A 24,149-nucleotide genomic window follows, 5' to 3' on the forward strand; every position below is an offset into this window, starting at 1 on the left:
GCCGGCGCCGGCCGACCGCTTCTTCGTCCAACCCGAAGGGGTAGGATTCCATGTAGCGATCCACCTCGCTCCAGAGGTCGTCGAGCTGGCGGGAACGTTCCCGGGCGGCGGCCCGGCCGCTGGCCTCGATGGCGGCCAGGTGAATGGAATCCAGGGCCCGGCGCGGCCCCTGCCCCTGCAAACCCTTGAAGAGATAAAAGATTTCGGCGTAAAAGGCGGGGGTCAATTCCGGCCGGGGTTGGTGGCGGGCGATATCCCAGAGGGCCTGGGTGACGCTGAAGCCGGCCGCTTCTTCCGAGGCGACCTTGATCAGCGAGCGCAACACCGCCGCGCAGTCGCGGATCCGGTTGTGGACCCCGGCATCGATGTCGTCGCCGCCGCTGCCGGCCCCCAGCTCCATCCGGTCGGCCAGTTGCAGCAGCCGGCTCCGGGCCTCCTCGAGATCCTGGGCTTCGCGGATTACGGCGAAGAAATAGGGGTTGGTCTTGCGCAGGTACTTGGGGGTGAAAATAGCGGCATCCATAACGTTTAAACTACCCGTTAAGCCCCGGCAGGTCAAGGGGGGCGCGCCCCGGCGCCGGAGTCGGGGCAAACTTGCACCCCGCTGAAAGCTTAGCCCCGGATACTTCGGAACTGATTTGGGGGCTCAGGCGGTCAGCGGCAACAGGACTGCTCGGACCGGCGCTCCGCCGGAACCCCCAGTTTTTTGAGGATGATCCCCAGGGGACAGAACTTGCTGAAGCCGTACTGGAAGAGGTTGGCCCCGACGAAGGCGGGGAGAAAATACCAGTAGGGATGAACCCAGGTACCCAGGGCCAGGCCGGCCAGGATGAAGGTGCCGGCGACGACGTGAATCCAGTCGTTGATGACCATTTCAATTACTCCTTGTTTTGCGGGAAAATTAAAAAGTTCGGCGCAGACCGAGATAGACGTTGCTGTTGTCGGCAAACTGGCCCCAGAAGGTATGGTCATGGCGGCCGCTGAAAAGATTGGCCCCGGCCTCGACGGCCAGTTGGTCGCTGATCTTGTAATGGGCCTGGGGCCGGAAATGGGCGTCCCGGTCGGAAGGCGACCAGTAAACGAAAAGGGAGAGCCGCAGGTTCTGCTGGAGCAATAGCCGGGTCAGGCGCAGGGTCAGGAGGTGGCGATGCTTGTCGGCCGCCGGGGTTCCCGGGGCCAGGGCGGCCAGGTAGTTGCCGTAATCGAGCTTGCGTTCCAGGTAGTACTGGAGGCCGGCGGTCAAATCGCGCCGCAGTTCCCGCTCATGGCCGACCAGCAGGCGCCATTCGCTGTTGCGGACCAGGGGGTTGCGGCCGGAACGATCATCGCGAGAGTCGTAATAGCCCACCTCCAGGTTGCTGATGCCCCCCAGCAGGGGCCGGCGGACACTGGCCCCGTAGACTCCCAGGCGGGGATAGACCAGCTCCCCGGTGGCCGGATCCAGGCCCTCGGGGGTGCTCCAGAAGCCGTAGTAGCCGTAGAGGGCGTATTCGGTGCCGGCGAGGTTGCTGCTCAGGCGCAGGGCATATTCGCTGTCGCGGAAAATCCGGTTGCGGCGCTGGTCGGGCATGATGGCGTCGCGGCCGGCGATCCGGCCCAGGGCGGGATTCCAGTAGGAGAGCCGGGAGCCGTCGATATAGGAGGAATGGGTGACCAGGGGCACGTAAACCAGGTCGAGGGCCGCCGCCCCGCGGAAAATTCCCAGCCGGACGGCATCGCTGCCCAGCTTGAGGTATTCGTCGTCGCGGCCGATGAAAAACGACTCCCAATCCTTGGCGAAGACATCGTTGATGAAGAGCAGGTCGCCGGTGCCCCAGGTCAGGACCTGGCGGCCCAGGCGGATATCGAGATCGGGGTGGGGGGAAAACTGGTAGTTGGCCTCGCGCAGTTCGAGGTCCAGTTTCTCGGCCACCCCGTCGGCCAGCAGGTCGGTCTTGAGCCGCAACTCGCCGTCACCGAGAAAGCGGCTCAGGTCCAGTTGCAGCCGCGCCTCCCCGATGGTGGCGTCGCGCTGGGCCTGGTCCCGGTCCAGGCGCAGACCGCCGCGCCCCTCGACAAAGCCGTGGGCTTCCACGGCAAAGCGCTCAAAAAGATAATCCTGCGCCTCTCCGACCCCGGCGAGAGCAGGGGCAGCCAGGGCCAACAAAGTCGCGGCAAAAAGCGAAAGAAAGCGGAGCATAGAATAATTCACCACAATAATGGCTGAAAAAAGTCGCCTGCGCTTATCACTGGGCGAACAACCGGTAAGGGGGCAGCAGTGCCCCAGGTTGCGCCAAGCGGACCGGCGTCGCCGGGTCCGCCGGCCCAAGTGGGGCCGCCCGGGGCAAAATGCGGCCGGTTGCCCGCTTCAGCGCGTGCTCAACGCCTTACCTCCCGGGGTGGCCGCCGCAGGTAGCGCTCGCTGAACAGGGCTTCGTCCAGGCCGATATTATAACGGACCTGGCTGAACTCCATCAGGGTTTCGCCCCCGCCGGCCAGATCGCGCACCCGCGATTTCAGCACGGTGGGAAAACCTTCCACTTCTCCCACCTCCAGGGCCTCCACCAGCCGGTATTTTTCCCCGCTCCGATCAAAATATTCGGCCTTGACCGGCAGGAAGTGCTCCTTGGCGATCCAGACCCGGTAGCGGGAGAACTCCACCGTGGCCGGATCCCGGGGGGTTACCTCGAGGACATAATGATCCTCGGTTTCCTCGGCCAGCTGGTGGTGGTCCTCGGTGGGGGCCCGGCCGGAAACATCCTCGTAGAGGAAGTGGGAGCCGGCGAAGCTGCTGCGCTTGTCGGAGGCGGCGATCCGCCGGACCAGGTCGAGATCGGGCAGAAAGAGCCAGCGGTCGTCGTCGCGGTCCAGGAACTTGTGGACCATGAAGACCATCCGCCGCACATCCACCGGCCGTTCGAAATAGACGTAGTAAAGCTGGCGGCCTCCGGCTTCGAGGTTGCGGCGCAGGATCACGAACTGGCGCTCGCGCTCGCGGCCCTGGGCGTCGGTGATGGTCATCCGCACTTCCGCCCGGCCGTCATCGCCGGCGTAGTAAGAAGCCAGGTTGGCCCGCTCGACGATCTCCGCCACCGGCAGAGCCGCCGCCGGAGCTGGGCTGAGCAGGCCGCAAACCGCGAGCCAGATAAAACAGGTCCAAAACGATCTAAGCATGATAACCTCCTTGCCGGAGCGGCGCTTGGATTAAGCTCCCGGCGTTGCTGCTTTCTTGAACAAATAAGGCTCCAGCAGGCGGATCGCCGCCGGCAGCATGAACATCGTGGCCAGGCCCGAGGCGGCCATGATCGCGGCCAGGAAAAACCCCACCGTCTTGTAGGGCATCAGCGGGGCGGCCAGCAAGGGCATGAAGCCCACCGCCACCACGATGACGTTGCGGGTAATCGCCCTTGAGGGTTCGGCGAAAATTTCTTTCCGGGCCGCCAGCCAGGAGCCGGCCCTTTGATAGGCCATCCGCGAGCGCTGGAGAAAATGGATGGCGAAATCCACCGCCAGACCCAGGGTCAGGGAGGAAAGCACCGCCACCGGCATATCGTAATCCTTGCCGACGATGCCGATCAAGCCGTAAATAAAGGCGACGGTGACGGTCATCGGGATCATGGCCAGCAGTCCCCAGAGCGGCGAGCGGAAAAGCAGGGTCATCATCAGGTAGACCACCACGAAACTGCCCAAAAAGGCCCAGAGCATCCCCTTAACCATTTTTTCCTGCCAGATCACGTTGATGTAGGTCAGGCCGGCCCAGTGGTGTTCCAGGGGCAGGGGCGGCGGCGAGGCGGCCAGGAAGCGCTCGAAGTCGGCCACCGTCGCCTCCATTACCTTGTTGTCGCCGTCCTTGAGCTGCAGCCAGAGATTGGCCTTGCGGAAATCGGGGGTGACCAGGTGCCAGAGGTCGTCGGGTCTGTGGCTGTTCTGAAAGGCCATCAGGGTCTGGGCCACCCCGGCGCTGGTGGCGGGCAGCCGGTAATCCTCCGGCTCCCCGCCCAGCAGTTCCTGGTAGACCTTGCGGACCAGGGCGGTGAGGGAGTTGCTTTTGCCCACGGTGCCGGCCTGCTCCAGGTATTCCTCCAGCTCGATGAGCCAGGCCAGCAGGGCCGGCTGTTTGAAAATTTCATCCCGGCCCTGCATTTCGGCCAGCCGGTCCAGGGCGGTGGACCAGAAGTCGTAGCCGAGATCGTCGGCGGCGGCGAACCGGTGGTCATCCCAGAGGATTTCCAGCTCGCGGAAAAAATCGCCCAGCCCGGCGGCGGTGAAAGCCACCCGCCGGAGTTCTTCGCCGGCCTGTTCGGCCAGCAGCTCCTCCGGCTCGATGGCGGCATCGCAGGGCATCCGCTCGGGATCGGCGAATTCCGTCTTCAACTCTCCGGCCAGCAGTTCGGCGGCCGCGGCGGGGGTGAGTTCCGCCCCGGTGCCCTCGAGGACCAGGTAGGCTTCATAGGTCCCGGCAAAATGGCGGTTGAGGACCCGGTCGGCCTCGCGGATGGGATGCTTCTCGGTGAACCACTTCATCGGGTTGTCGTTGACCTCGATCCGGCTGATCCCCCAGCCCGCCACGACCAGGGCGACCACGGTGGCGGCGGCGATCAGCTTGGCGTGCTGAAAGGTAAAGTTCCCCAGCCAGCCAAGGTGGCGGACCAGCAGGGGCTCCCGGGCCGGCTTACCGCCCCGGCCGGAGGCCGCTTTCATCCCGAAATTGGCCAGTTTTTCCTCCTTGAGGAGCATGATGTAGGCGGGAATCAACAGGATGGTCACCAACCAGGCCAGCAGGATCCCCAGGGCCACAAAAATGCCGAAGACCCGCACCGGCGGAATCGGAGTCAGGGCCAGGGAGGCGAAGCCGGCCGCCGAGGTAATCGAGGTATAGAGCATCGGGGTGAAGAGCTTGTCCATCACCTCCTGCAGGGTTTTGCGCCGGTCGCGGCTTTCCTGGTACTTGTCGAAAAAGGCCGAGAGGATATGGATGCTGTCCACCACCGCGATGGGCATCAAAAAGATCGGGATCATCGAACTCATGATGTGGACGGTCTGGCCGGTGCCGATCAGCAGTCCCATGGTGGCGATCACCGTGAGCATGGCCACGATCATCGGGGCTATGACCATTTTGACCTGGCGGAAAAACAGGAGCATCAGCAGGAAGATGGCCAGCATCGCCAAGGGGGCGGAAATCGCCATCTGGATGAACATCTCCACTCCGAAGGTATCTTCGGCCACCGGCAGCCCGGTGATGTGAAAGCGGTCGGCCCCCGGGCCGAATTCCTCGATCCGCTCCAGCAGGGCGCGGCGCACCGGGTAGGCGTATTCCTTGGTACTGAGGGGAAGATAGATGGCCAGGGCCCGGCCGTCCTCCGAAACCATGGTGCCCCTGAGCAGGGGATTGGCCAGGGCCCGGTCCCGGACGGCCAGGGCCTCCTCCCGGCTGGTGGGGGCTTCCGGCATCAACCATTCGAAGCGGATCTGGCCCGGGCCGTCCTGTTCGATGGAATCGACCACATCGGGCGCAATGACATAGCGCTTGATCACCCGGCGCTCGGGGTCGGCGGGGTCGCTCAACTGCTGGGCGAAGCGGGAAAGCTCCAGCACCCGGTTCAAGGTTGCCGGGTTGAAGACCCCGTCGGGATGCTCTTCGTTGACCACGCCCACCACCACCACGTCATGGAGGGCAAACTCCCGCTTGACCTGGTTATGAAAAAGCCGGACCGGTTCATCGGCGGCCAGCATGTTCTCCGGGTTGGTGTCCACCGTGACCCGGGGCAGCATGGTCCCCAGGGCCAAAGCCAGGGCGACCAGCAAAGCGATGGTCAAACGGGGGTATTTGAAGGCGGGAACAAGCCATTGATGTCCGGACATGTGGGATCCTGGGTGCAAGGTCATTATTCAGCGCCCGCCCTCGCCGGCGCCCAACCACTACTTATGGCGGATGAGAGCGGAATTTACAAGGGGTCCAGGGCAAAAAAATCAGGAAGACTCCGGCTGCTCCGGGGAGGGGCGGCCCTGCCGCTTGGCCAGCAGAAAAGCGGCGCCGCTGGCCGACAGACCCAGGGCGGCGGCCAGCTGGTTCTGGTCGGCGCTGGGATCTTTTCTCAGGTAGGCGGCGGCTTCTTCCTCCAACTCCTCGAGCCAGCTTTCAAAAAGGTCCAGGATGCCGGCTTCGACCACCTCCTGCAGTTGCTTGGAGCGGGCCACCTTGTGGACCAGGCTTTGACACATGTTGGTTGGATCGACACCTTCGTCCAGGCAGCGGGCCAGTCAGAGATTGACCAGCCCGGCCAGTTTGTCCTCCTGGCCGCCTTCCAGCAGCCTGGTGAACCAGGTTCGGCGCTGCTCTTCGTCCAGGTGGGCCAGCAGATCGCGGGCCAGGGGCAAGAGTCGGTCCAGGGCGGCCTCAGGTTCCAGTCCGGCCAGCAACGCTGCCAGTTCCGCCATTTTTATTTCGGTGCCATCAGTCATTTGATCCTCTGCTTTAACAATGACGCCAGGCTCAGCCTTGGTTGCGGCGAGCCAGCAGGTCGCTGGTCAGCTTGCGCAAATCCTCCAGCAGGATGCTGATGCGTGGATCGGCGAGCCGGCAGAAAACGAAGGGCCCCCGCCGTTCCATCCGGATCAGCAGGGCCCGGCGCAACTCCTTGAGGTGATGGGAGACCAGGGGCTGGGAAAGTTCCAGATCACCAACCAGCCGGGAAACGGTTTTTTCGCCGTCGACCAGGGCCAGCAGCAGGCGCAAGCGGTTCTCGTCGGCCAGCCCCTTGAGCAAAACCGCCAGGTCTTGCAGCAGGGGGCCGGTCGCGTTGGCAACTCCGGGATCTCCGCTCTTCACCATCAATACCATCACGTTAAAAAAAGTTGGTACCGCTAAACGGTCGGGGGGCCGCGCTTGCAAGGCGTTTTTGCTCGGGCCAGGACGCGGTGCTGCCGGCCGTTTAGCCGTCAGGGCAGGTTGCTCCAGCCGTGCCGCATCTTCCAGAGGAAATAACGCTCCAGGCCCGCCTTGGCCCAGCGCACCCAGCGACCCTTGCGGAGGATCGTTCTCTGCCGGGGCGGCAGGACCGGATCGGCCAGCATCAGGGTGGCGGTGTTGCCCATGTCCAGCATGCAGATCACGGCCAGTTCGTCGATTTCCATGCCGACCGGGGGAGGGTGGTTGTCGATCTCGGCGGCGAGATGAGCCGCCGCTATTTTGGCCATCTGCACCGTCATGTAACCGGTTTTAGGCACCCCGGTGGGCACCGGGGTCGGTTCCCTGGGGGCCAGGGCCGCCGCTACTCCCACGGTGTAAATATTGGGGTGTCGCGGATGGCGGTAGTACCGATCCACCGGGATGAATCCCCGGGGGTTGCCCAGTTCCGCAACCCCCGCCACCCCCTTGAACGGAGGGGCCAGCATGGCCAGCTTGAAGGGCAGGGAAGAACCGTCCGCAAGGTGGATGGCGTCGGCCTCGATGCCGGCCACCGACTGGTTGACCACCGTTTTGATATCGCGCTCGGCTAACTCATCCTCGATGAAGCGACGGGAGCGCCCCAGCCCGTCGATGCCCATGTGGCCCGGATAGGGTTCGGAGCTGAGGTAGACCATGGGCACCTTGTGGCGCAGCTTGCGGCGGCGCAACTCGTAATCCAATGCAAAGGCGAGTTCGTAGTAAGGGCCGAAACAACTGGCGAACTGGGTGGAGCCCAGCACCACCGGGCCGGGATCGGCCAGCAACTGTTCCCAGGCTTCCTTGGCCAGGCTGGCGTGTGGCAGGGAAAAAACGCAATGGGTGAAACCCTGCTCAGGTCCAAGGCCCCTGATTTCCTCACAGGCCAGGTGCGGCCCGGTGGCGATCACCAGGTAATCGTAATCGTGTGATCCCCGGTCGGTTTGCACCTGCTGGGCCGATGCATCAACTCCCTTGACCGAGGCGGGGATAAACTCGATCCGCCGGGGCGGCAGTATTCTGCTCAGGGGCAGGGAAAGCCTCGCGCCCGCCCGGTGGCCGGTAACCACCCAGGGCAGGGAGGGCAAAAAGACAAAATTATCGTCCTTGCTGAGCAACGTGACTTCGGCCTTGTTGCCGAGCCGCCGCTTAATTTCCATGGCGGCGGTCAGCCCGCCGAAGGAGCCGCCCAGCACCAGGATTTTTTTGCCGTTGCTCATGTTTACTCCACAAATGCGGGTGGGTCGGCGGAGCAGATTCGCCGGCCCGGCCGCCAAGGATTGCCGTTACCGAGGCCGCCCGCAAGGCGGTTGCGCCGCCGGCCGGTTGGATGGCTAAAAGGTGAAAACCCGCTCGCTTTCCTCGATCATATCATAAAGGTCGGTCATCATGCCCAGGGGACATGAGGCTGATCCCGTAAGACCACGGGATTTAACGCAGGTGCCTCAGACCAGGAAATTGCCGCCCAGGCGGTCGAATTCCGCCAACTGGCCGGCCACGTCGAACTCCCCGCCGCCGACCCGCTCGTATTCGACTCCTTTGCCCAGCATGAACATGTTGACGTTCCTGCCCTTTTTCAGGCTGACATTGGCCAGCCGGGCCGCGTTGAAAATGGTTTCGGCGTCGTTGGACGCCACAATGAACAGCCAACTCATGGTGTACCTCCCGGGTTAAGGTTTTGCTCTGTTCTCTGCCGGTGATCAGGTCGGATACCGGGCCGAACCCTGGCGCCCTGGCCCGGCGCCATACCGGCGCGAAAGCTCACCGTTGATGGCGGGGCTTAAGGGGGAACTCTCCCTGGCGCGGACCCTTTGATCAGTGTATAAATATATGTTTATATTAGGAGGGGTGTCAAGAAAAAAATCGGGCCGCGAGGCGCAATCAGCCTCGCCGACCGGGGAATATTTAATTTACCGGCAGAAATGAGGCCGCCGGCAGGCGACCCGATGGTTGCTGGAGCGGGCCGGACCCGGCCAAGGTTACCGGCCCGGGGGCTATGGCTCTGGTTCGTCGCTGCAGAAAAGTTCATGCATGGTCTTGATCAGTTCCACCACCCGGCCTTCGCTGATCTGGTTGCGGATGAAGTTGGCGTCCTTGCGGTAGTCGATGATGCCCTGGTTGCGGAGAATATTGAGATGCTGGGAGACGTTGGCGTTGGTGGTCTGGACTTGGCGGTGAATTTCACCCACGGTCATTTCCCCGTCCTGGAGCAGGCAGAGAATTTTCAGCCGGATGGGATGGGCCATGGTCTTGAGCATTCTGGCCATCTCGATGATGTTTTTATCGTTCATGGGGGATTGGCTCCGGCAAAATCCTGCATCTGCGTCCATACTCCCGCTCGCCCTGGCTTGAGCGGGCGCCGGGATAAAAATGGTCGGCCTGGTTCCCCGGAGTTCACTTGCCGGCAAAAGGGCCCGGGCTGAGCCGGCCAAAATTAAGATGTTAATTTAATAGCTGGGCTGGGCCCTAAAGTAAAGCAAAAAGTACGGAAACCGGCAGGTTCTGCCGTCGAGCCGGGTGGGGCGGAGTCGGGGACTAAGGGTCAGGGAAGGGGGTGATCGAGCAGCTCGCGCAGGCTCACCAGCCGGACCCGCTTTTGCAGTGCCGGCCCCTCTTGCTGTAGCACCCTGAGGGTGACCGGGTAGGGGTGGGCGATGCCCACCGCCCAGCCGCGCTCGCTGGCGATGGCGATGAGTTTCTCCAACTGGGCCGCAATTTTGGTTTCGTCCCGTTCGTTGTCGAGGAAAAGATCCCGGCGCAGAAAGGGAACCCCGTGACGGGCGGCGGCCGCGGTGGCGACGCTGGCCCCGGTGGTGCGGCTGTCGAGAAAAAAAAGTTCAGTCTCGGCCAGCGCGGCCAGCAGCCGGTTCATGGCCTCCGGATCGGCGGTGAAACGGGAGCCCAGGTGGTTGTTGACCCCGACGGCGGTGGGCACCTCATCCAGGGCGGCGCGGAAACCGGCCCGGATTTCAGCCTGCTCCATGGTGGTGCGCAGCAGGCCGGCAATGTCGTTCCACTTCTCGTTTTCCGCCTCCAGGGGCAAATGCAGGAGGATTTCCCGGCTATGTTGCCGGGCAAGATTGAGCATTTCCTCTTTGTGAGGAGTAAACGGGATAAAGGAAAAAGTCAGTTTAAGATCAAGGGCCAGCAGCTGGCGTTCAGTGGCGGGGCGGTAGCCCATGTCGTCGATGATCAGGGCCACCTGGGGCAGATCTGCGGTGGCGGGGAGAGGTGATAGGCTGGGGGCGGCCAGGGGAACCGTCTCGGTGGGAGGTTCGGCGGGAGGACTTGCGGTCGGAAGTACCTCCGGGGGCGGCGCGGGTTCGGCCAGGATATGGCCGCCCGGCGGATCGGCCGGAAGATCCGCCGTTTGCTGGGCGCTGCCGGGGCCGGCCGGGCCGTCGCTAACAACGGGAGCGGCGGAAAGCGGCCGGCTGACCGGCGGGGCCGGCAACAGCTCGCCGCTGAGTCGGTCGGGGGGCTGGTGGAGAAAGACCAGGTAGGCTAATGAGCCGAGACTGACCAGGAGCAGCAGGGCCAGCAGCAGCAGCCGCCAGGGCACCAGGCCGCCGGCTTTACGCCTGCGACGGCTGCTCCGGCGGGCGGAAGCCGGAGCAGGCCGGCGGGGTTTGATCCCGGCCCTGGGCGCACTTTTTTTACCGGGGTTGGCGGCCATTTTACTTTTTCCTGCTCAGGACATACTGGCCCAGGGCGGTCAGCAAATTCCGGTCGGCGGTGGCGGGGAAGATCTCCAGGGCCGCGGTGCCGGCGGCGATCAGTTTCTCGGCCCTGGTTCGGCAGGCGGCAAAGGCCCCGGTTTGCTCCAGCAGGTCCCGTACCCGGTCGAACCGGTTGCGCCGGGAGGCCGGATCGGCCAGCAGGATCCGTTCCAGCTCCTCTTTCTGGGCCGCCGTGGCCCCTTGCCGGGCCAGGAGCAGGGGCAGGGTCATTTTGCCTTCCTGGAGGTCGTTGCCGGTGGCCTTGCCGGTGGCGGCGGGATCCCCCAGGTAGTCCAGCAGATCGTCGATAATCTGGAAGGCCAGGCCCAGGTTGGCCCCGTAGGTCCGGACGGCCTTGCATTGGGCGGGGTCGCCGCCGGCGGCGGTCGCTCCGGATTCGCAGGCGGCGGCGATCAGGGCGGCGGTTTTGCCCTCCAGCACCGCGAAATAGGTTTCCTGGCGCCAGTCGCGGCTGCTGGCCGCTTCCTGCTGGAGAAATTCCGCCGCCACCATGGCCTGGGTGGCGCTGCCGATCAGGCCCAGGCACGCCACCCCGCCGGCCAAACCGGCCAGCAGCATGGCCCGGGCGTGGAGAAAATCTCCGGCCAGGATGGCGGTGCCGTCGTCCCAGCGGAGGTTGACGGTGGGCCGGCCCCGCCGTTGCTCGGCCAGGTCGATCACGTCATCATGGAGCAGGCTGGCGGCATGGAGATACTCAAAGGAAATGGCCAGCCGGTCCAGGTCCCCGCTCTCAGCGGGGGGGGCGGGCGGCGTTTCCTTGTCCGTTGCGGCCCTTACCAGGCGGGCGGCCTGGATGGTCAGCAGGGGCCGAATGCGCTTGCCGCCGGCAAAGAGGGCATGCTCCAGGACCGCCGCCAGCTTGCGATTGGCCAAAGGGGCCAGATCCTCCCGCATGACCTGGTCGAGCCGGGCAGCCGCGGCGGCCAGGCTCCTTTTCAATTCCTCGGGGTTCATTGATCCTCCCGGCTGAAGAATTTTTGCACCTCGGCCAATTCCCGGACCAAAGGGCTGGGGGGCAGGCTGTGGCGGAAGATGCGGCCATAACCCTTGCTGAACAAGCGGATGTCGAGAATGGCCAGCACTCCCCGGTCGGTGGTGGAGCGCAACAGTCGGCCGACGCCCTGCCGCAGCATCAGGACGGCCCGGGGCACCTGGAAATCGAAGAACGGGTTGCCGCCCTCGGTCCGGATTTTGTCGACCCGGGCCATCATAACAGGATCGCTGGGAACCTCAAAGGGCAGTTTATCGATAATAACGCAGCTCAGGGATTCGCCCGGCACGTCGACTCCTTCCCAGAAACTGGCCACCGCCAGCAGAACGGAGCGGGTCCGGCGCTGAAACTCCTCCAGCAGCAGGGAGCGCGGCGCCTCTCCCTGGACCAGAATCGGGTAGGGCAGGACGGCGGCCAGTTCGCCGGCGGCCTGGCGCATGGCGCTGATGCTGGTGAAGAGCAGCAGGGCCCGGCCCCGGGAGTGGCCGACGATTTCCCGCATGGCCTGGCGGGCGGCGGCCGGGTAGGACGCCTCGTTGGGGGCGGGGAAATCCGGGCCGGGCACATAGAGCAGGGTCCGGCCCGGGTAATCGAAGGGGGTGGCCAGGGCCAGGTCCGGACAGTCCCCGGGCAGGCCGAGGCTGGCCTTGACGTAGCGGAAGTCCTGGCCGGTGCGGAGGGTAGCCGAGGTCAGGACCGCCGCCTTGACCTGGCGGTAGAGGTGTTCCTCCAGGTGGCGGGCCACGTCAATGGGGGAAACGGCCAGTTGCACGGTTTTTTCCCGCCGTTCGAACCAGTAGACGGCGGCGTCGGCCGCCGGCGGAGCCTGGGTTCCGGCCGTTTCCGGCTCGGGTGTTGCCGGTGCCGTGGTTCCCGCCGGCGGAGGGTTGGTGATGGCCCGGAAGGTGGCGAGCAGGTCCTGGCAGCGGCGGAGCAGCGGGCCCCAGATTTCTTCGGCCTTGAGCAGTTCCTCCAGGCGCCGGATCACGGCGTTGCCGGCATCCTCCAGGGCTTGTTGGACCGCCGGCCAGCCGGGATGCCCGCTGATCAGGGGCCGCAAGGGGAAGCGGCCCCGGTCGCGGGGAAAAAAGGCGAGCAGCAGATCGGCCTCGACGGCCAGGGCCCGGGCGGTCTGGAGGAGCCCGGCCCGGTCGCTCTCCCGCAGTCGCTCTTCCGCCATCCGTTCCAGGTCGCGGACCAGGTCGATAATCTGGTAATGGCTGAGGCTGAGGCCGAAATGGCGGGTGGCGATGCTTTCCAGGTGATGGGCCTCGTCGAAGACCACCGCCTCATAGCGGGGCAGAACCTCGGCGTGGCCGAAACGGCGCACCGCCAGGTCGGAAAAGAACAGGTGATGATTGACGATCAATAACTGGGCCCGGGCCGCCCGCTGGCGCAGGCGGGTGATGAAGCATTCGCTGCCGTGGGGACAGGAGGACCCCAGGCACTGGCCGGCGGCGGCGCTGATCCCCGCCCAGAGCGGCGCATCATCGCTCAAGCCGGGCAGCTCGGCCCGGTCGCCGGTGGCGGTTCTCTCCAGCCAGGCGGTCAGGTCGGCCAGGGCCTGTTCCCCCTCCGCCCCGGGCCACGAGCCGAAAAGGCGGCCCTGGGGGTTGACCTGGAGCTGGTGCCAGCGATAAAGGCAAAGATAGTTCTGCCGTCCCTTGACGCAAAGGGCCTTCAGGCCCGGGGCCAGGTAGCGGCGGATAAAGGGGATCTCCTTGGCCAGGATCTGTTCCTGGAGGTTGATGGTGTTGGTGGAGATCACCACCTTGCGGCCCGAGAGAACCGCCGGCACCAGGTAGGCCAGGGTTTTGCCGGTGCCGGTGCCGGCCTCCACCAGCAACAGGCGCCCGCCGGCCTGGGGTTCAAAAGGGTCGCCGGTGTCGGGCCAACGGTTCCCGGCCGGCTGCTCCGGTTCTTCCCCGGCCAGGGTGGCGGCGACGGCCCGAGCCATGGCGACCTGGCCCTCCCGGGCTTCGTAGCCGGGGAGGTTGCGGGCCAGAATCCCGTCGGGGGCGAAAACTTCTTCGCAGGCGGCAACCAGGGCCGAGCATGTTGCTTGACAAGGATCTTCGGCCGCTGGTAGCCTGTTTTCAGAGGGCCCGGGAGCGTAATTTTCCCGGCTGCTGGGTTTCGTCATGGCGGCTGTTGTGCAAGTTAACGTTGAACGGCCCCGTATTTTGCGGTAGGGAACCCGGTATGGCCGCGGGATCCGCCGGGGTGCTTGCCGCCAGCCGGGGGTCCGGCCAGCGTTAAGGGGCGGCAAAAGATTATCGGTTGAGGTGAACGGTTACTCTTATAACATATTTTCGGGGAGGCTGATCAATGAGTGATATTCGTAAAATTCTGGTACCGGTGGATTTCTCCCGCAACTCCTGCAAGGTTCTCCGTTCCGCCGGCGGCCTGGCCAAGAGTTTCGGGGCTCAACTTTCGGTGGTTTTCGTGGTGCAGAGCTTCGATGACTATTCCGGTTTTTTTGTTCCCCACGTGCCCATTTCCCAGCTCGAGGAGGAGATGGTTCTCAACGCCGAAGATAAAATGCAAAGCTTCGTCAAGGAGTGCCTGGAGCCCGAGACCCCGGTCCAGACCCGGGTTCTGGCCGGCGATGTGGCCGAAAGCATTGTCGACCATGCCGCCGACACCGGGATTGACCTGATCGTCATCGGGACCCACGGCTACAAGGGCATGGAGCGGGTTCTGTTCGGCAGTGTCGCCGAAAAGGTGGTCAAGACGGCGCCCTGTCCGGTCCTGACCATCAACCCCTACAAGTAGGGGCCCGCGGGTCGCCGCCGGCCGGCCCGGGTCCGGGTAGGGTAAAGCCGGGGGCGGCTGGGCGTTTCAGCAGGGGCGATAAAGAGCGATGAGGCCGTGGGGATTGGCCCCGCGGCCTTTTGCCGTCTTGGTTGCCGGCGCGGCCTGGGGGCAGCAGCGGGCGACCAGTTCCGCCAGCGGGGTTTGCGGCAGCAGCATGATATCCAGGACGTAGGCGGCGGCCCCCTGGCTGGCGACGGCCTGGTTCCAGGCCATACCGGCGGCGGCGACCGGCTCGGTTGCGCCCGTGCGGGCTGCTTGCTCGAGGGCTTGGAGCAGTTGCTGTTGCAGGGCGGCCGGCAGCCGGACCGCCGGAGTCCCGGCTTGCTCGGAGGCCAAGCCAAGCCCGCCGCCCGGCAAGGTTGGGGGGTGGGGAAGCTTGAGGCAAGCCAGCGCCACGGCCGGCCGGTTATCGGCGGCGGCCCTTTCCAGCAGAATGTTCCAGGCTTCGGGATCGGCGCTGAGCAAAAGATCGGCCCCGCTCCGGTCGCGGAGAAAGAGGTGGCTCCAGGCCCGGAGCAGCCGGGCGGAGTTGCGCCAGGGGCGGACCGGGAGTTCGTTTGGCCCGACTTTTGCCGGCGCGGCCGGGGTCGCGTCTTCCTCCTCCGGTTTTTCCCCCTGCAGCTTGCGCAACAGGGTGGCCCGGCCGGTTTCGATTTTGGCCAGTTCCGCCTCCAGTTCGATTTCCCCACGTTCCAGAGTTTCAGCCAGTTTGAGCAGGAGCAAAGCCTGCCAGAGGCTTTCCCGCTCCCGGGCGGCGGCCGCATCTTCCTTCAGGCCCAGCAGGGGGCCCACCAGTTCCGGGGCCGTCTCTTCCTGCTTGGCGCTGGAGCGGGCAATCAGGTTCTGGACGAAGAGCAGGGCCGCCTCACCTCGTTGTCCCTCGATCTCCCGGAGCAGGGCCTGCAGGCGGCCGTGGTCCGGCCCGGTTTCGAGGGGGGCGTGAAACTGCAGCAGGCCGGCGTCTGCCAGTTCCGCCCAGGGTGAGGGCGGCGGACCCTCCTCCGGCAGACAGCGGTAGCAGTCCAGCGGGGCAAAAAGGGCGGCCGGGCCGGGAAAAGCGGCGGGAGGCGGCAGGGTGTCGGGAAAATAAAGAGCGGAAAAACGTCTCATATGCTAAACCTTTTTTTGTTATCGATGTCCTGGCACTCAACAATTAGGTTCAAGACTAACTTGTCAGCCAAGGTCGCGGCTCAGGGTTTGCGGCACCGGGTCCGGGGAAAAACCCGGGCTCTTGGGTCCTGAACTTTGAGCCTGGTAAAAGATGCGTACTAAGATAATTCTTGGCCTGCTGGGGCTTATGTACCTGCTGGCCACTTTTCGTTACTTTCCGGGCCGGCTCGGCGAATCCCTGCTGGCCACCCTGGTCCACCTGCTCCAGTCCCTGCCTTTGCTGGCCGCCCTGACCTACCTGGTGGTGCTGGTGGTCCGGAAGGTTGCCGGTCAGGGTCCGCCCTGGCTTGCCATCGTTCGGATTTTCCTGCTTATCGGCCTGGGTTACGAGTTCCTGTTCGCCCTCCACCACTACTACAACGTCGCGGTTTAGCCGGCCGGCTCCTGCAAAGCGGCGGGGCGTCGTGTTCCCGTGCCGCCACATCCTCCGGCCAAACATCCTCGGGGCGGCGGCCCGTTCTCACCTTCTTGCCCCGGCCGGACCGATCCCGCCGCGCCTTTTTACCCCCTGATCACCGTATTGGCCGGATGATAGCCCGACGGGGCGGTGGTGTTGGGCAGGACGATACAGCCCCGGCCCAGCAGGGTGCCGGGATTGGTGACCGCGTTGCAGCCGGTCTGGCAGCGGGCTCCCAGGATGGCCCCCAGTTTTTTCAGGCCGCTGTCGCTGCTGCCCCCCGGATGGCGGATCTGGATCTGGCCGCCGGCGAAACGGAGATTGGCCAGCTTGGTGCCGGCGCCCAGGTTGACCCCCGGCCCCAGGATGCTGTCGCCCAGATAGGCGAAGTGGCCGGCCTTGGCGTCATCAAAAAAGATCGAATGCTTGACTTCGGTCACATGGCCCACCACGCAACGACGGCCGATCAGGCAGTGGCCGCGGAGATAGGCGCCATGGCGAATTTCGCTCTGATCGCCGATGACCAGGGGTTCCTTGAGAAAGGCTCCCGCTTCCACCAGCACCCCGCGGCCCAGGTCGAAGCGGCGCCCCATCAGCACGGCCCCGGCCATCAGCACGCTGGCCCCGGCCAGGATTTCCCCATTCCGGCTCACGGTCAGGCCACCCTTGACGACCCCGTCATAGGCAATGGTACACTGATCACCGGGGATCAGGACCACCTCGGGGTCAGGGCCATCCGCGGGGTTGGGAGGGCGGTGGAGGACCAGGGTTTGGGTCAGCGGGCCGGGCGCCAGAGCTTCGGTCCAGGCGGGGTAGGCCCGGTCGGCGAAAAAAGCCTTGAGCCGGCGCAGGCCCTCCCAGACCGGGGCGCCGGCCGGAAAGAGTTCCGGGGCCGGCCCGGGGTCATCGGCGAAAAAAGCGGCCGCGCTGAGATTGGCAAGCTGGGGCATGAGTTTTTGCCTGGTGGCCCTGTCGGGCCGGTGTGATTTGTTAACCGGCCCCGGGCAGTCCCCGTGGCGGTTGAGGTAGTTGGCAATCGTTTATATATGGTTTGCCCGGGGCGATTTTGCAAGTAGATTAAGCACCCGGGTTGGAGTACGGCCCCTGCTGCGCCCGGCTCCAGGCCGTGGCAAATCAGCTGGGGTTCCCGGTCGCAGAGGCTTCGACGGGCTCCATTTAAGAGCCTTGGTTCGCCGCCGCCGGAGCGGATCGGAAAAACTTAGGCCAGGCGGCCAAGCAGCCGGCGCCCTGGACCGCACCGAGGCCGGGGCGCCGGCCATGGGGAGGTAATCAGGACATGAAATCAGCCGGGCCGGTGATTTCCTTCCATCCGGAAATCCCCGCCGATCATTTTATCTGGGACCGCAATGTTCGGGCACAGCAACTGCTCGAACTGCTGAGTCGGGCCCGGGCGGTAATTCTGCCCCAGACCGTCGAGCGGGAGCTCTATCTGCTCTGCCGCCGTTGCTGTCCGGCGGTTTTTCCCAATTATGACTGCCGTTTCGCCTGGGAGGGCAAGACCGGCGCGACCCTGCTTTTCTGGCACCATGGCGTCCCCCATCCCCGGACCCTGATTTTCCCCCGGGTGGAAACCATGGTCGGCGAGCACCCGGAAATGGGGCTCAACTTCGAGATGCCGCCTTTTCCCCTGGTGGTCAAGGCCAGGCATGGGGGCGAGGGGCGCGGGACCTGGCTGGTCCGCGACCGGGAGGAGCTGGCCCCGGTCCTGGCTCGCCTGGAGCGCCGGGAATGGCAGGGGGAAACGGGCTTTGTCGTCCAGGAGTTCATCCCCGGCCTGGAGCGGGATCTCCGGGTGACGGTGATCGGTGATCGGATATTCAGTTACTGGCGGGTCAATCCCGGCGCCTTTCACCACAACCTGGCCCGGGGCGGCCGGGTCGATCACCGGGCCGACCCGGTCGAGCAGGGCCGGGGGCGGGAGCTGGTGAGAAATTTCTGCCGGCGCACCGGGATCAACCTGGCCGGCTTTGATCTGGTCTTCCCGGCGGCCGGCGGCGAACCCCTCTTTCTCGAAATAAATTACACCTTCGGCCGGGGCGGGCTCGGCGGCGGGGCAGCCTACCGCGCCCGGCTGCAAAAAGCGGTGGAGCAGTGGCTGCGGGGCTGTTGACCGGGGCGGCGCCGGCCGGAGAGCAGGGGCGGCGGGTCGGGGAGTTGTCGCCCCCTAAAGGTGCGCGGGTCCGCCTTGACTTAACCGCGGGGAGTGCTTAGCTTCAACAGTCTTGCAGCCGTTTATTTTTTGGCAATCCGTTATCCAAGGAGGATATTGCGTGCATATCGAAGACAGCATCGACCCTGAACTCACCGGCGCCAGCGAGGTCAGCGAGCGCGACATTCCCGCCCAGTTGCCGGTGATGGCGGTCCGGGACGTGGTGGTTTTCAACTACATGATCCTGCCGCTTTTTGTCGGCCGGCCCTCGTCGGTGGGGGCGGTCAACGAGGCCATGAGCCGGGACAAGCTGATCATGCTGGTGGCCCAGAAGGACGCAGCCACCGATGAACCGGGGATCAAGGATATTTATCACACCGGCATGGTCTGCATGGTGATGCGGACCCTGAAACTGCCCGACGGCCGCCTCAAGGTCCTGGTCCAGGCGGTCAACAAGGCCCGGATCACCGGCTTTGTCCAGGAGGAACCCTTCCTGCTGGCTGACATCGAGGTCCTCCACGACGAGGAAAGCCCCGAGATCGGGGTGGAAATCGAGGCCCTGATGCGCAATGTCCGCGAACAGACCGAAAAAATCCTGGCGCTTAAGGGCATTATGTCCTCGGACCTGATGGTCATTCTCAACAACGTCGAGGAGCCGGGCCGGCTGGCCGATCTGGTGGTCTCCAACCTCCAGCTCAAGGTGGCGGAATCGCAATCGGTCCTGGAAATTCTCGATCCGGTGGCCCGCTTGCGCAAAGTGGCCGAATTCCTCCAGAAAGAGGTGGAGGTTTCCACCGTCCAGGCCCGGATTCAGTCCGAGGCCAAGGAGGAGATGGGCCGCAGCCAGCGGGAATATTTCCTCCGCGAACAGCTTCAGGCCCTGAAAAAGGAACTGGGCGACATCGACGAGCGCTCCCAGGAGCTGGACGAGATGCGGGAAAGGCTCAGCAAAGGGCGGCTGCCCCCGGAGGTCAAAAAGGAGGGCCTCAAACAGCTCAAGCGCCTGGAGATGATGCACCCCGACGCTTCCGAGGCCGCCATTATCCGCACCTATCTCGACTGGCTGCTCGATGTGCCCTGGCGCAAGTCCAGCAAGGATCGCCTCGACCTCAAGCTGGCCCGGGAGGTTCTCGACGCCGATCATTACGGCCTGGAAAAGGTCAAGGAGCGGATCCTCGAGTACCTGGCGGTCCGCAAGCTCAACAAGACCAGCAAGGGGCCGATCCTCTGCTTCGTCGGCCCCCCCGGGGTGGGCAAAACCTCCCTGGGCCAGTCCATCGCCCGGGCCCTGGGCCGCAAGTTTTACCGCCTTTCCCTGGGCGGCATGCGGGACGAGGCCGAAATCCGGGGCCATCGCCGCACTTATATCGGGGCCATGCCGGGCCGGATCATCCAGGGCCTCAAGAACGTGGGGACCAACAATCCGGTCTTCATGATGGATGAAATCGACAAGGTGGGCACCGATTACCGGGGCGATCCCTCCTCGGCGCTCCTCGAGGTGCTCGATCCGGCTCAGAACAACGAATTTTCGGATCATTACCTCAATATGCCGATGGACCTTTCCAAGGTCATGTTCATCACCACCGCCAACATGACCGACACCATTCCGCCGCCGCTGCTCGACCGGATGGAGGTCATCCGCCTGGCCGGCTATACCCAGGAGGAAAAGCTCGAGATCGCCAAGCGCTACCTGCTGCCCCGGCAGATCAAGGAAAACGGGCTCAAAATTAGCCAGATCAACTTCGCCGACGAGGCCCTGCTCCGGCTGATCACCCATTATACCCGCGAGGCGGGCTTACGGAACCTCGAGCGGGAGATCGGCGCGCTCTGCCGCAAGGTGGCCCGCAAGATCGCCGAAGGAGGCCGGGGGCCTTACGTGGTGAGCAATCGCACCCTGCAGGGCTACCTGGGCCCGCCCCGCTACCTGCCCGAGGCTGAAAGCGAACTGATCGACCAGCCCGGGATGGCCACCGGCCTGGCCTGGACCGAGGTGGGCGGCGAAATCCTCTATGTCGAGGTTTCGCTGATGAAGGGCCGGGGCAACCTGACCCTGACCGGTCAATTGGGCGAGGTCATGAAGGAATCGGCCCAGGCGGCCCTGAGCTTCTGCCGCTCCCGGCTCAAGGAACTCAAGCTCAAGGAAAATTTTTTCGACACTCTCGACATTCATGTCCATGTTCCGGCCGGGGCCATTCCCAAGGACGGGCCCTCGGCCGGGGTGACCATGGCCACCGCCCTTTACTCGGCCCTGAGCCGCAAAACGGTGCGGGCCGACGTGGCCATGACCGGCGAGATCACCCTGCGGGGCCGGGTGCTGCCCATCGGCGGCCTCAAGGAAAAGGCCCTGGCCGCTTTGCGGGCCGGGATCACCACGGTGATCATCCCCGAGCACAACAAGAAGGACCTGGAGGAAATTCCCAAGGATCTGCGCAGCAAGATCACCTTCGTGCCGGTCAAAAGCATGGACCAGATCCTTAAAATGGTTTTCCGCTAGACCAAAGCCGACCGGCGGAGAACAGCAGGCGGAGTCCGACCTCGGCAGCCAGCGGAGCGCAGCTGCCGGGGCTGGTTTTTAGCTGTCCTCGGCCTGCTGACTTGCGAGCATGATGGAGCTTGAACCCAACCATAATAATGAACCCGCATCCGGCCGGCCGTGGTTGACGCTGGGGCGTCTGGCCGTCCTGCTGCTGGTGCTGGCCGGGCTCGGGGCCCTCTGGTTTTGGTCCTACGCGGCCGGTGCCGGCCCGGCCCGGACCGAAACCCTGGTTTACATCCCGCCGGGTTCATCCTTTGCCGCCATTGAAGGCCAGCTGGCCGAGGCCGGGGTGCTGCGCCCGGACCGCCGCTTTGGCTGGCTGGCGGTGCTCTCGGGCCAGCGCTCCCAGCTCCGGGCCGGCGAGTACGCGATTCCGGCCGGGGCCAGTCCCCGGGCCATCCTGGAGCTGCTGGCCGCCGGGCGCACTTTTCGCCGCCAGGTCACGATTCCGGAGGGGGCCAATCTCTACCAGGTGGCCGAAATCCTGGCCGGCCAGCAGTTGCTGGAGGCTTCCGCTTTCATCGCCATGGCCACCGCCCCGCCGACCCCCGCCCATTTCGGGCTGGAAGCTCCGACCCTGGAAGGCTGGCTCTTTCCCGACACCTATTATTTCACTAGGGGTCAGCGCATGGAAGAGATCACCCGGGTGCTGGTGGAGCGGGCCCGCCGGGTTTTAAGCGAATTGCTGGCGGAACTGGGCAACGACACCGGCCTCGACCCGCTGGAAATCATGACCCTGGCTTCCATTGTCGAAAAGGAAACCGGCTTGCCCGGCGAACGGGCCCTGATCGCCGGAGTCTTTTTCAACCGTCTCGAGCGGGGGATGCGCCTCCAGACCGATCCCACCGTGATTTACGGACGGCAAAGCTTTGACCGGCGTCTGACCCGGGAAGATCTGCGCACTCCCACCCCCTACAATACCTACGTGATCTTCGGGCTGCCCCCCGGCCCCATCGCCAATCCCGGCCGGGCGGCCATCGCCGCCGTCCTGCGCCCGGAGCAGACCGATTACCTCTATTTCGTCTCCCGCAACGACGGGTCCCACCAGTTTTCCACCAACCTCCGCGACCACAACCGGGCCGTGCAGCGCTACCAGCGCTAGTGCCCCGGGTGGTTGATGGCTTCCCCTGAGCATTGTCCCTTGCCGCTCCTCGCGGAGTTGGGCCAAACTCGTCATTGTGCTGTAATTCTTCGTTTGGCGCCCCGGGTGAGAAACCACGATGCTGCAAAAATCAACGGCCGCCATTAACCTCCCTGGCACTGTTTTTGCCCCCGGGCCCTCTTCCGCCCTCCAGCGGCACGAAATGAATCTTCCTTCAAAATTTTGCTTGAAATTGTTTGCAATGTGGTATTAAGGTGATCCTACGGGTGGAGTGTTTGCAACTTTTGCACAATGAGGCCTGACTTGTCTAAGGTGGTAATCTTCGGGTGCGGCAATCTCCTGATGGGGGATGACGGCTTTGGCCCTACGGTAGTTGAGGCCTTGACGGCCAGTTCCGTTCTGCCTCCTGAGGCCGAGGCCGTCGACGCTATGACCGGCATCCGGGAGTATCTTTTTGACTACCTGTTGTGCGAAGAGGGCCGGCCGCGCCATATCATTATCCTCGATGCCGTCGATTTCGCGGACCGGCAGCCCGGGGAAGTTTTTCTGATTGATTCCTCCGCCATTCCCGCCCAAAAAATTCACGATTTTTCCCTGCACCAGTTTCCCACTGTCAACCTGCTGCATGAACTGGAGCAGCATACCGGTATCGAAGTGACGATTGTTGCCGCCCAAGCCGAATATATTCCGGCCGAAATTGAACCGGGACTCTCGCCCTCAATGGCTGCCGCCGTTCCCCGGGCATGTGAGCTGATTATGAGCATTCTATCAACCCAGTTAAGAGGTGACCCCCGATGATGTACGAATTCAGCGTCAGCGAAATGGCAGAGGAGTTTGGTGTTCACCGCAACACCATCAGAAACTGGATCAAATCAGGCACCCTGCGGGCCAAGGAAGGCCCCGGGCGCAAGTATATGATGAAAATGGAGGACTATCAGGCGGTCTGCGCCAAGTTCGGCCGCCGGCCCTACTTCAAGCCCTCGAGCAACGTGGCCCGGGAAACCTTCCGCCAGTATGAAGAACTCCGGCAGCAGGTCGAGCCGCTGGAGCTCGGTATTCCCGTCCACACCATTTACAGCGATGCCAAAATGGCCGATGTCTGCCTGACCTGCGGCACCTGTGCCAGCGCCTGCCCCATTGCCGGGGTTGACGGCCTTGATCCCCGCAAAATCGTGCGGATGGCCGTTCTGGGCCTGGAAAAGGAGCTGGTCGACAGCAACTGGCCCTGGAAATGCACGATGTGCGGCAAATGCGAAAATGTCTGTCCGGCCGGGGTGCAGCTCTTGGCCCTGATGCGGCGGCTGCGGGGGCTGCGGGAGCGCGATCTGGTGCCCGGCCCGATCCATAAAGGGGTGGCGATGTGCCTGGAGCGGGGCAACAACCTCGGCATCCCCAAGGATGATTTTCTGATGCTCTGTGAGGACCTGGGCGAGGAGCTGGTTGAGGAAGGGCTGACCGGCTTCAAAACCCCCGTCGACGTGGTGGGGGCCCGGCTGATGATCACCGTCAACTCCAAGGAACCCTTCGGGGAACCGGACGATATGAAGTACTGGTGGCGGATTTTCCACGCCGCCGGCGAGTCCTGGACCATATCCTCGGAAAACTGGGAAGGGGTCAACTGGGGGCTATTCTCCGGCGACGACGAGGCCATGAAGACCGTGGTGGGCCGCATCGTCGACAACATGCGGCGCCTGCAATGCGAGGTGCTCTTACTACCCGAGTGAGGCCATGCCTACTTTGCAACCCGGTCCGGGTTGAACAGATGGTTTCCCGAAGCCCTGAAGGAATTCAAAATCATGTCGGTTTTCGATCTGCTCCAGGAGTATATCGAGAGCGGCCGGATCAAGCTCGACAACACCAGGCACCCGCACCCGGTGACCTACCACGATCCCTGCAACTACGGGCGCAAGTCGGAAAAGGCCTTCGGCAAGGGTTATTACGAGGAGGGCCGCGTTATTACCCGGCAATGCTGCCCCGACTACCGGGAGATGGAGCCCAACCGCGGCAGCAACTACTGTTGCGGCGGCGGCGGCGGGGCCTGGGCCATGCCCTTTTCTCCCGAACGGGTCTATTACGGTCGGATCAAGGCACGCCAGATCCGGGAAACCGGCGCCAAGCTGGTGGTGGCGACCTGCCACAACTGTCGGGATCAAATAATGAAATCGTTGAACCACGAGTACGATCTCGGCATCGAGGTCAAGTACCTGTGGGAACTGGTCGCCGACAGCCTGGTCCAACCCGGCCAGGAGAACGCGGCGGCCGGCGGCCAGCAGCCGGACGATAACGATCGCTCTTGACAATAATAAAGTAAGGAGACCCTTG

Annotated in this window: 21 protein-coding genes and 1 pseudogene; 7 read left to right on the top strand and 15 right to left on the bottom strand. The window is 64.1% G+C overall.

The features are described from left to right. From ACHHTY_RS07775 to ACHHTY_RS07835, 13 genes and pseudogenes are all read right to left on the bottom strand, one after another. Positions 1–523, bottom strand: a pseudogene (locus ACHHTY_RS07775) (KamA family radical SAM protein); the annotation flags it as partial. Between the two features lie 131 nt (positions 524–654). Beyond that, entirely contained in the window at positions 655–873 is a 219-nt protein-coding gene (locus tag ACHHTY_RS07780; protein ID WP_395493541.1) for a YgaP family membrane protein, read from the bottom strand. A 28-nt stretch (positions 874–901) separates the two neighbouring features. Continuing rightward, the gene (locus ACHHTY_RS07785; RefSeq protein ID WP_395493542.1) at positions 902–2,179 is read right to left on the bottom strand and encodes a hypothetical protein; all 1,278 of its coding nucleotides are present in this window, start codon (positions 2,177–2,179) and stop codon (positions 902–904) included. Positions 2,180–2,358: 179 nt separating this feature from the next. After that, a complete protein-coding gene (locus ACHHTY_RS07790) occupies positions 2,359–3,153 on the bottom strand; it encodes an outer membrane lipoprotein-sorting protein (RefSeq protein WP_395493543.1) in 795 nt (264 codons plus the stop codon). A 30-nt stretch (positions 3,154–3,183) separates the two neighbouring features. Beyond that, positions 3,184–5,841, bottom strand: a complete 2,658-nt coding sequence (locus ACHHTY_RS07795; protein WP_395493544.1) for an efflux RND transporter permease subunit — start codon at positions 5,839–5,841, stop codon at positions 3,184–3,186. A gap of 108 nt (positions 5,842–5,949) precedes the next feature. After that, positions 5,950–6,417 carry an LULAXC motif selenoprotein TsoA gene (gene tsoA / locus ACHHTY_RS07800; RefSeq protein ID WP_395493565.1) on the bottom strand — a complete coding sequence of 156 codons (468 nt, stop codon included), beginning with the start codon at positions 6,415–6,417 and terminating at the stop codon, positions 5,950–5,952. A 55-nt stretch (positions 6,418–6,472) separates the two neighbouring features. Next, positions 6,473–6,811, bottom strand: coding sequence for an ArsR/SmtB-type metalloregulator TsoR (gene tsoR, locus ACHHTY_RS07805; RefSeq protein WP_395493545.1), 339 nt, complete (start codon positions 6,809–6,811; stop codon positions 6,473–6,475). A gap of 107 nt (positions 6,812–6,918) precedes the next feature. Beyond that, positions 6,919–8,124 (bottom strand): NAD(P)/FAD-dependent oxidoreductase, encoded by a 1,206-nt coding sequence (locus tag ACHHTY_RS07810; RefSeq protein WP_395493546.1) that lies wholly within the window; start codon positions 8,122–8,124, stop codon positions 6,919–6,921. Positions 8,125–8,238: 114 nt separating this feature from the next. Beyond that, entirely contained in the window at positions 8,239–8,559 is a 321-nt protein-coding gene (locus ACHHTY_RS07815; protein WP_395493547.1) for a DsrE family protein, read from the bottom strand. 339 nt (positions 8,560–8,898) lie between these two features. Then, positions 8,899–9,195, bottom strand: a complete 297-nt coding sequence (locus ACHHTY_RS07820; protein WP_395493548.1) for an ArsR/SmtB family transcription factor — start codon at positions 9,193–9,195, stop codon at positions 8,899–8,901. A gap of 251 nt (positions 9,196–9,446) precedes the next feature. After that, positions 9,447–10,580, bottom strand: coding sequence for a divergent polysaccharide deacetylase family protein (locus ACHHTY_RS07825; RefSeq protein WP_395493549.1), 1,134 nt, complete (start codon positions 10,578–10,580; stop codon positions 9,447–9,449). A gap of 1 nt (position 10,581) precedes the next feature. After that, a complete protein-coding gene (locus tag ACHHTY_RS07830; protein WP_395493550.1) occupies positions 10,582–11,598 on the bottom strand; it encodes a polyprenyl synthetase family protein in 1,017 nt (338 codons plus the stop codon). Continuing rightward, a complete protein-coding gene (locus ACHHTY_RS07835; protein WP_395493551.1) occupies positions 11,595–13,778 on the bottom strand; it encodes an ATP-dependent DNA helicase in 2,184 nt (727 codons plus the stop codon). Before ACHHTY_RS07835 ends, ACHHTY_RS07830 begins: the two co-directional genes overlap by 4 nt. 185 nt (positions 13,779–13,963) lie before the next feature. Between ACHHTY_RS07835 and ACHHTY_RS07840 the strand changes: the two genes are divergently transcribed. Further along, the gene (locus ACHHTY_RS07840; RefSeq protein WP_395493552.1) at positions 13,964–14,410 is read left to right on the top strand and encodes a universal stress protein; all 447 of its coding nucleotides are present in this window, start codon (positions 13,964–13,966) and stop codon (positions 14,408–14,410) included. 66 nt (positions 14,411–14,476) lie between these two features. On the opposite strand, the gene ACHHTY_RS07845 is transcribed toward ACHHTY_RS07840, so the two are convergent. After that, entirely contained in the window at positions 14,477–15,562 is a 1,086-nt protein-coding gene (locus ACHHTY_RS07845; protein ID WP_395493553.1) for a hypothetical protein, read from the bottom strand. Between the two features lie 151 nt (positions 15,563–15,713). Between ACHHTY_RS07845 and ACHHTY_RS07850 the strand changes: the two genes are divergently transcribed. After that, entirely contained in the window at positions 15,714–15,995 is a 282-nt protein-coding gene (locus ACHHTY_RS07850; protein ID WP_395493554.1) for an inner-membrane translocator, read from the top strand. A 128-nt stretch (positions 15,996–16,123) separates the two neighbouring features. Here the strand turns inward: ACHHTY_RS07850 and ACHHTY_RS07855 are convergent, their stop codons facing one another. After that, on the bottom strand, positions 16,124–16,969 hold the full coding sequence (locus ACHHTY_RS07855) for an LbetaH domain-containing protein (protein ID WP_395493555.1): 846 nt from the start codon (positions 16,967–16,969) through the stop codon (positions 16,124–16,126). Positions 16,970–17,316: 347 nt separating this feature from the next. Between ACHHTY_RS07855 and ACHHTY_RS07860 the strand changes: the two genes are divergently transcribed. The 5 genes from ACHHTY_RS07860 to ACHHTY_RS07880 all read left to right on the top strand — a co-directional run bounded on the left by ACHHTY_RS07860 (position 17,317) and on the right by ACHHTY_RS07880 (position 24,124). After that, positions 17,317–18,150: an ATP-grasp domain-containing protein gene (locus tag ACHHTY_RS07860; protein ID WP_395493556.1), complete on the top strand. Its 834-nt coding sequence runs from the start codon at positions 17,317–17,319 to the stop codon at positions 18,148–18,150. A gap of 160 nt (positions 18,151–18,310) precedes the next feature. Beyond that, entirely contained in the window at positions 18,311–20,683 is a 2,373-nt protein-coding gene (gene lon, locus ACHHTY_RS07865) for an endopeptidase La (RefSeq protein WP_395493557.1), read from the top strand. A 109-nt stretch (positions 20,684–20,792) separates the two neighbouring features. Then, positions 20,793–21,827 carry an endolytic transglycosylase MltG gene (mltG, locus tag ACHHTY_RS07870; protein ID WP_395493558.1) on the top strand — a complete coding sequence of 345 codons (1,035 nt, stop codon included), beginning with the start codon at positions 20,793–20,795 and terminating at the stop codon, positions 21,825–21,827. A gap of 312 nt (positions 21,828–22,139) precedes the next feature. Further along, the gene (locus ACHHTY_RS07875; RefSeq protein ID WP_395493566.1) at positions 22,140–22,625 is read left to right on the top strand and encodes a hydrogenase maturation protease; all 486 of its coding nucleotides are present in this window, start codon (positions 22,140–22,142) and stop codon (positions 22,623–22,625) included. Then, positions 22,625–24,124 (top strand): 4Fe-4S dicluster domain-containing protein, encoded by a 1,500-nt coding sequence (locus tag ACHHTY_RS07880; protein WP_395493567.1) that lies wholly within the window; start codon positions 22,625–22,627, stop codon positions 24,122–24,124. The genes ACHHTY_RS07875 and ACHHTY_RS07880 overlap by 1 nt, the downstream gene beginning before the upstream one ends. Positions 24,125–24,149 lie beyond the last annotated feature (25 nt).

Source organism: Desulfurivibrio nitratireducens, assembly GCF_044068515.1.
GTDB lineage: Bacteria > Desulfobacterota > Desulfobulbia > Desulfobulbales > Desulfurivibrionaceae > Desulfurivibrio.

Coding starts and splice junctions, on each gene's coding strand:
- ACHHTY_RS07780 (WP_395493541.1), bottom strand. CDS start 873: ATGGTCATCAACGACTGGATTCACGTCGTCGCCGGCACCTTCATCCTG.
- ACHHTY_RS07785 (WP_395493542.1), bottom strand. CDS start 2,179: ATGCTCCGCTTTCTTTCGCTTTTTGCCGCGACTTTGTTGGCCCTGGCT.
- ACHHTY_RS07790 (WP_395493543.1), bottom strand. CDS start 3,153: ATGCTTAGATCGTTTTGGACCTGTTTTATCTGGCTCGCGGTTTGCGGC.
- ACHHTY_RS07795 (WP_395493544.1), bottom strand. CDS start 5,841: ATGTCCGGACATCAATGGCTTGTTCCCGCCTTCAAATACCCCCGTTTG.
- tsoR (WP_395493545.1), bottom strand. CDS start 6,811: ATGGTGAAGAGCGGAGATCCCGGAGTTGCCAACGCGACCGGCCCCCTG.
- ACHHTY_RS07810 (WP_395493546.1), bottom strand. CDS start 8,124: ATGAGCAACGGCAAAAAAATCCTGGTGCTGGGCGGCTCCTTCGGCGGG.
- ACHHTY_RS07820 (WP_395493548.1), bottom strand. CDS start 9,195: ATGAACGATAAAAACATCATCGAGATGGCCAGAATGCTCAAGACCATG.
- ACHHTY_RS07825 (WP_395493549.1), bottom strand. CDS start 10,580: ATGGCCGCCAACCCCGGTAAAAAAAGTGCGCCCAGGGCCGGGATCAAA.
- ACHHTY_RS07830 (WP_395493550.1), bottom strand. CDS start 11,598: ATGAACCCCGAGGAATTGAAAAGGAGCCTGGCCGCCGCGGCTGCCCGG.
- ACHHTY_RS07835 (WP_395493551.1), bottom strand. CDS start 13,778: ATGACGAAACCCAGCAGCCGGGAAAATTACGCTCCCGGGCCCTCTGAA.
- ACHHTY_RS07840 (WP_395493552.1), top strand. CDS start 13,964: ATGAGTGATATTCGTAAAATTCTGGTACCGGTGGATTTCTCCCGCAAC.
- ACHHTY_RS07845 (WP_395493553.1), bottom strand. CDS start 15,562: ATGAGACGTTTTTCCGCTCTTTATTTTCCCGACACCCTGCCGCCTCCC.
- ACHHTY_RS07850 (WP_395493554.1), top strand. CDS start 15,714: ATGCGTACTAAGATAATTCTTGGCCTGCTGGGGCTTATGTACCTGCTG.
- ACHHTY_RS07855 (WP_395493555.1), bottom strand. CDS start 16,969: ATGCCCCAGCTTGCCAATCTCAGCGCGGCCGCTTTTTTCGCCGATGAC.
- ACHHTY_RS07860 (WP_395493556.1), top strand. CDS start 17,317: ATGAAATCAGCCGGGCCGGTGATTTCCTTCCATCCGGAAATCCCCGCC.
- mltG (WP_395493558.1), top strand. CDS start 20,793: ATGATGGAGCTTGAACCCAACCATAATAATGAACCCGCATCCGGCCGG.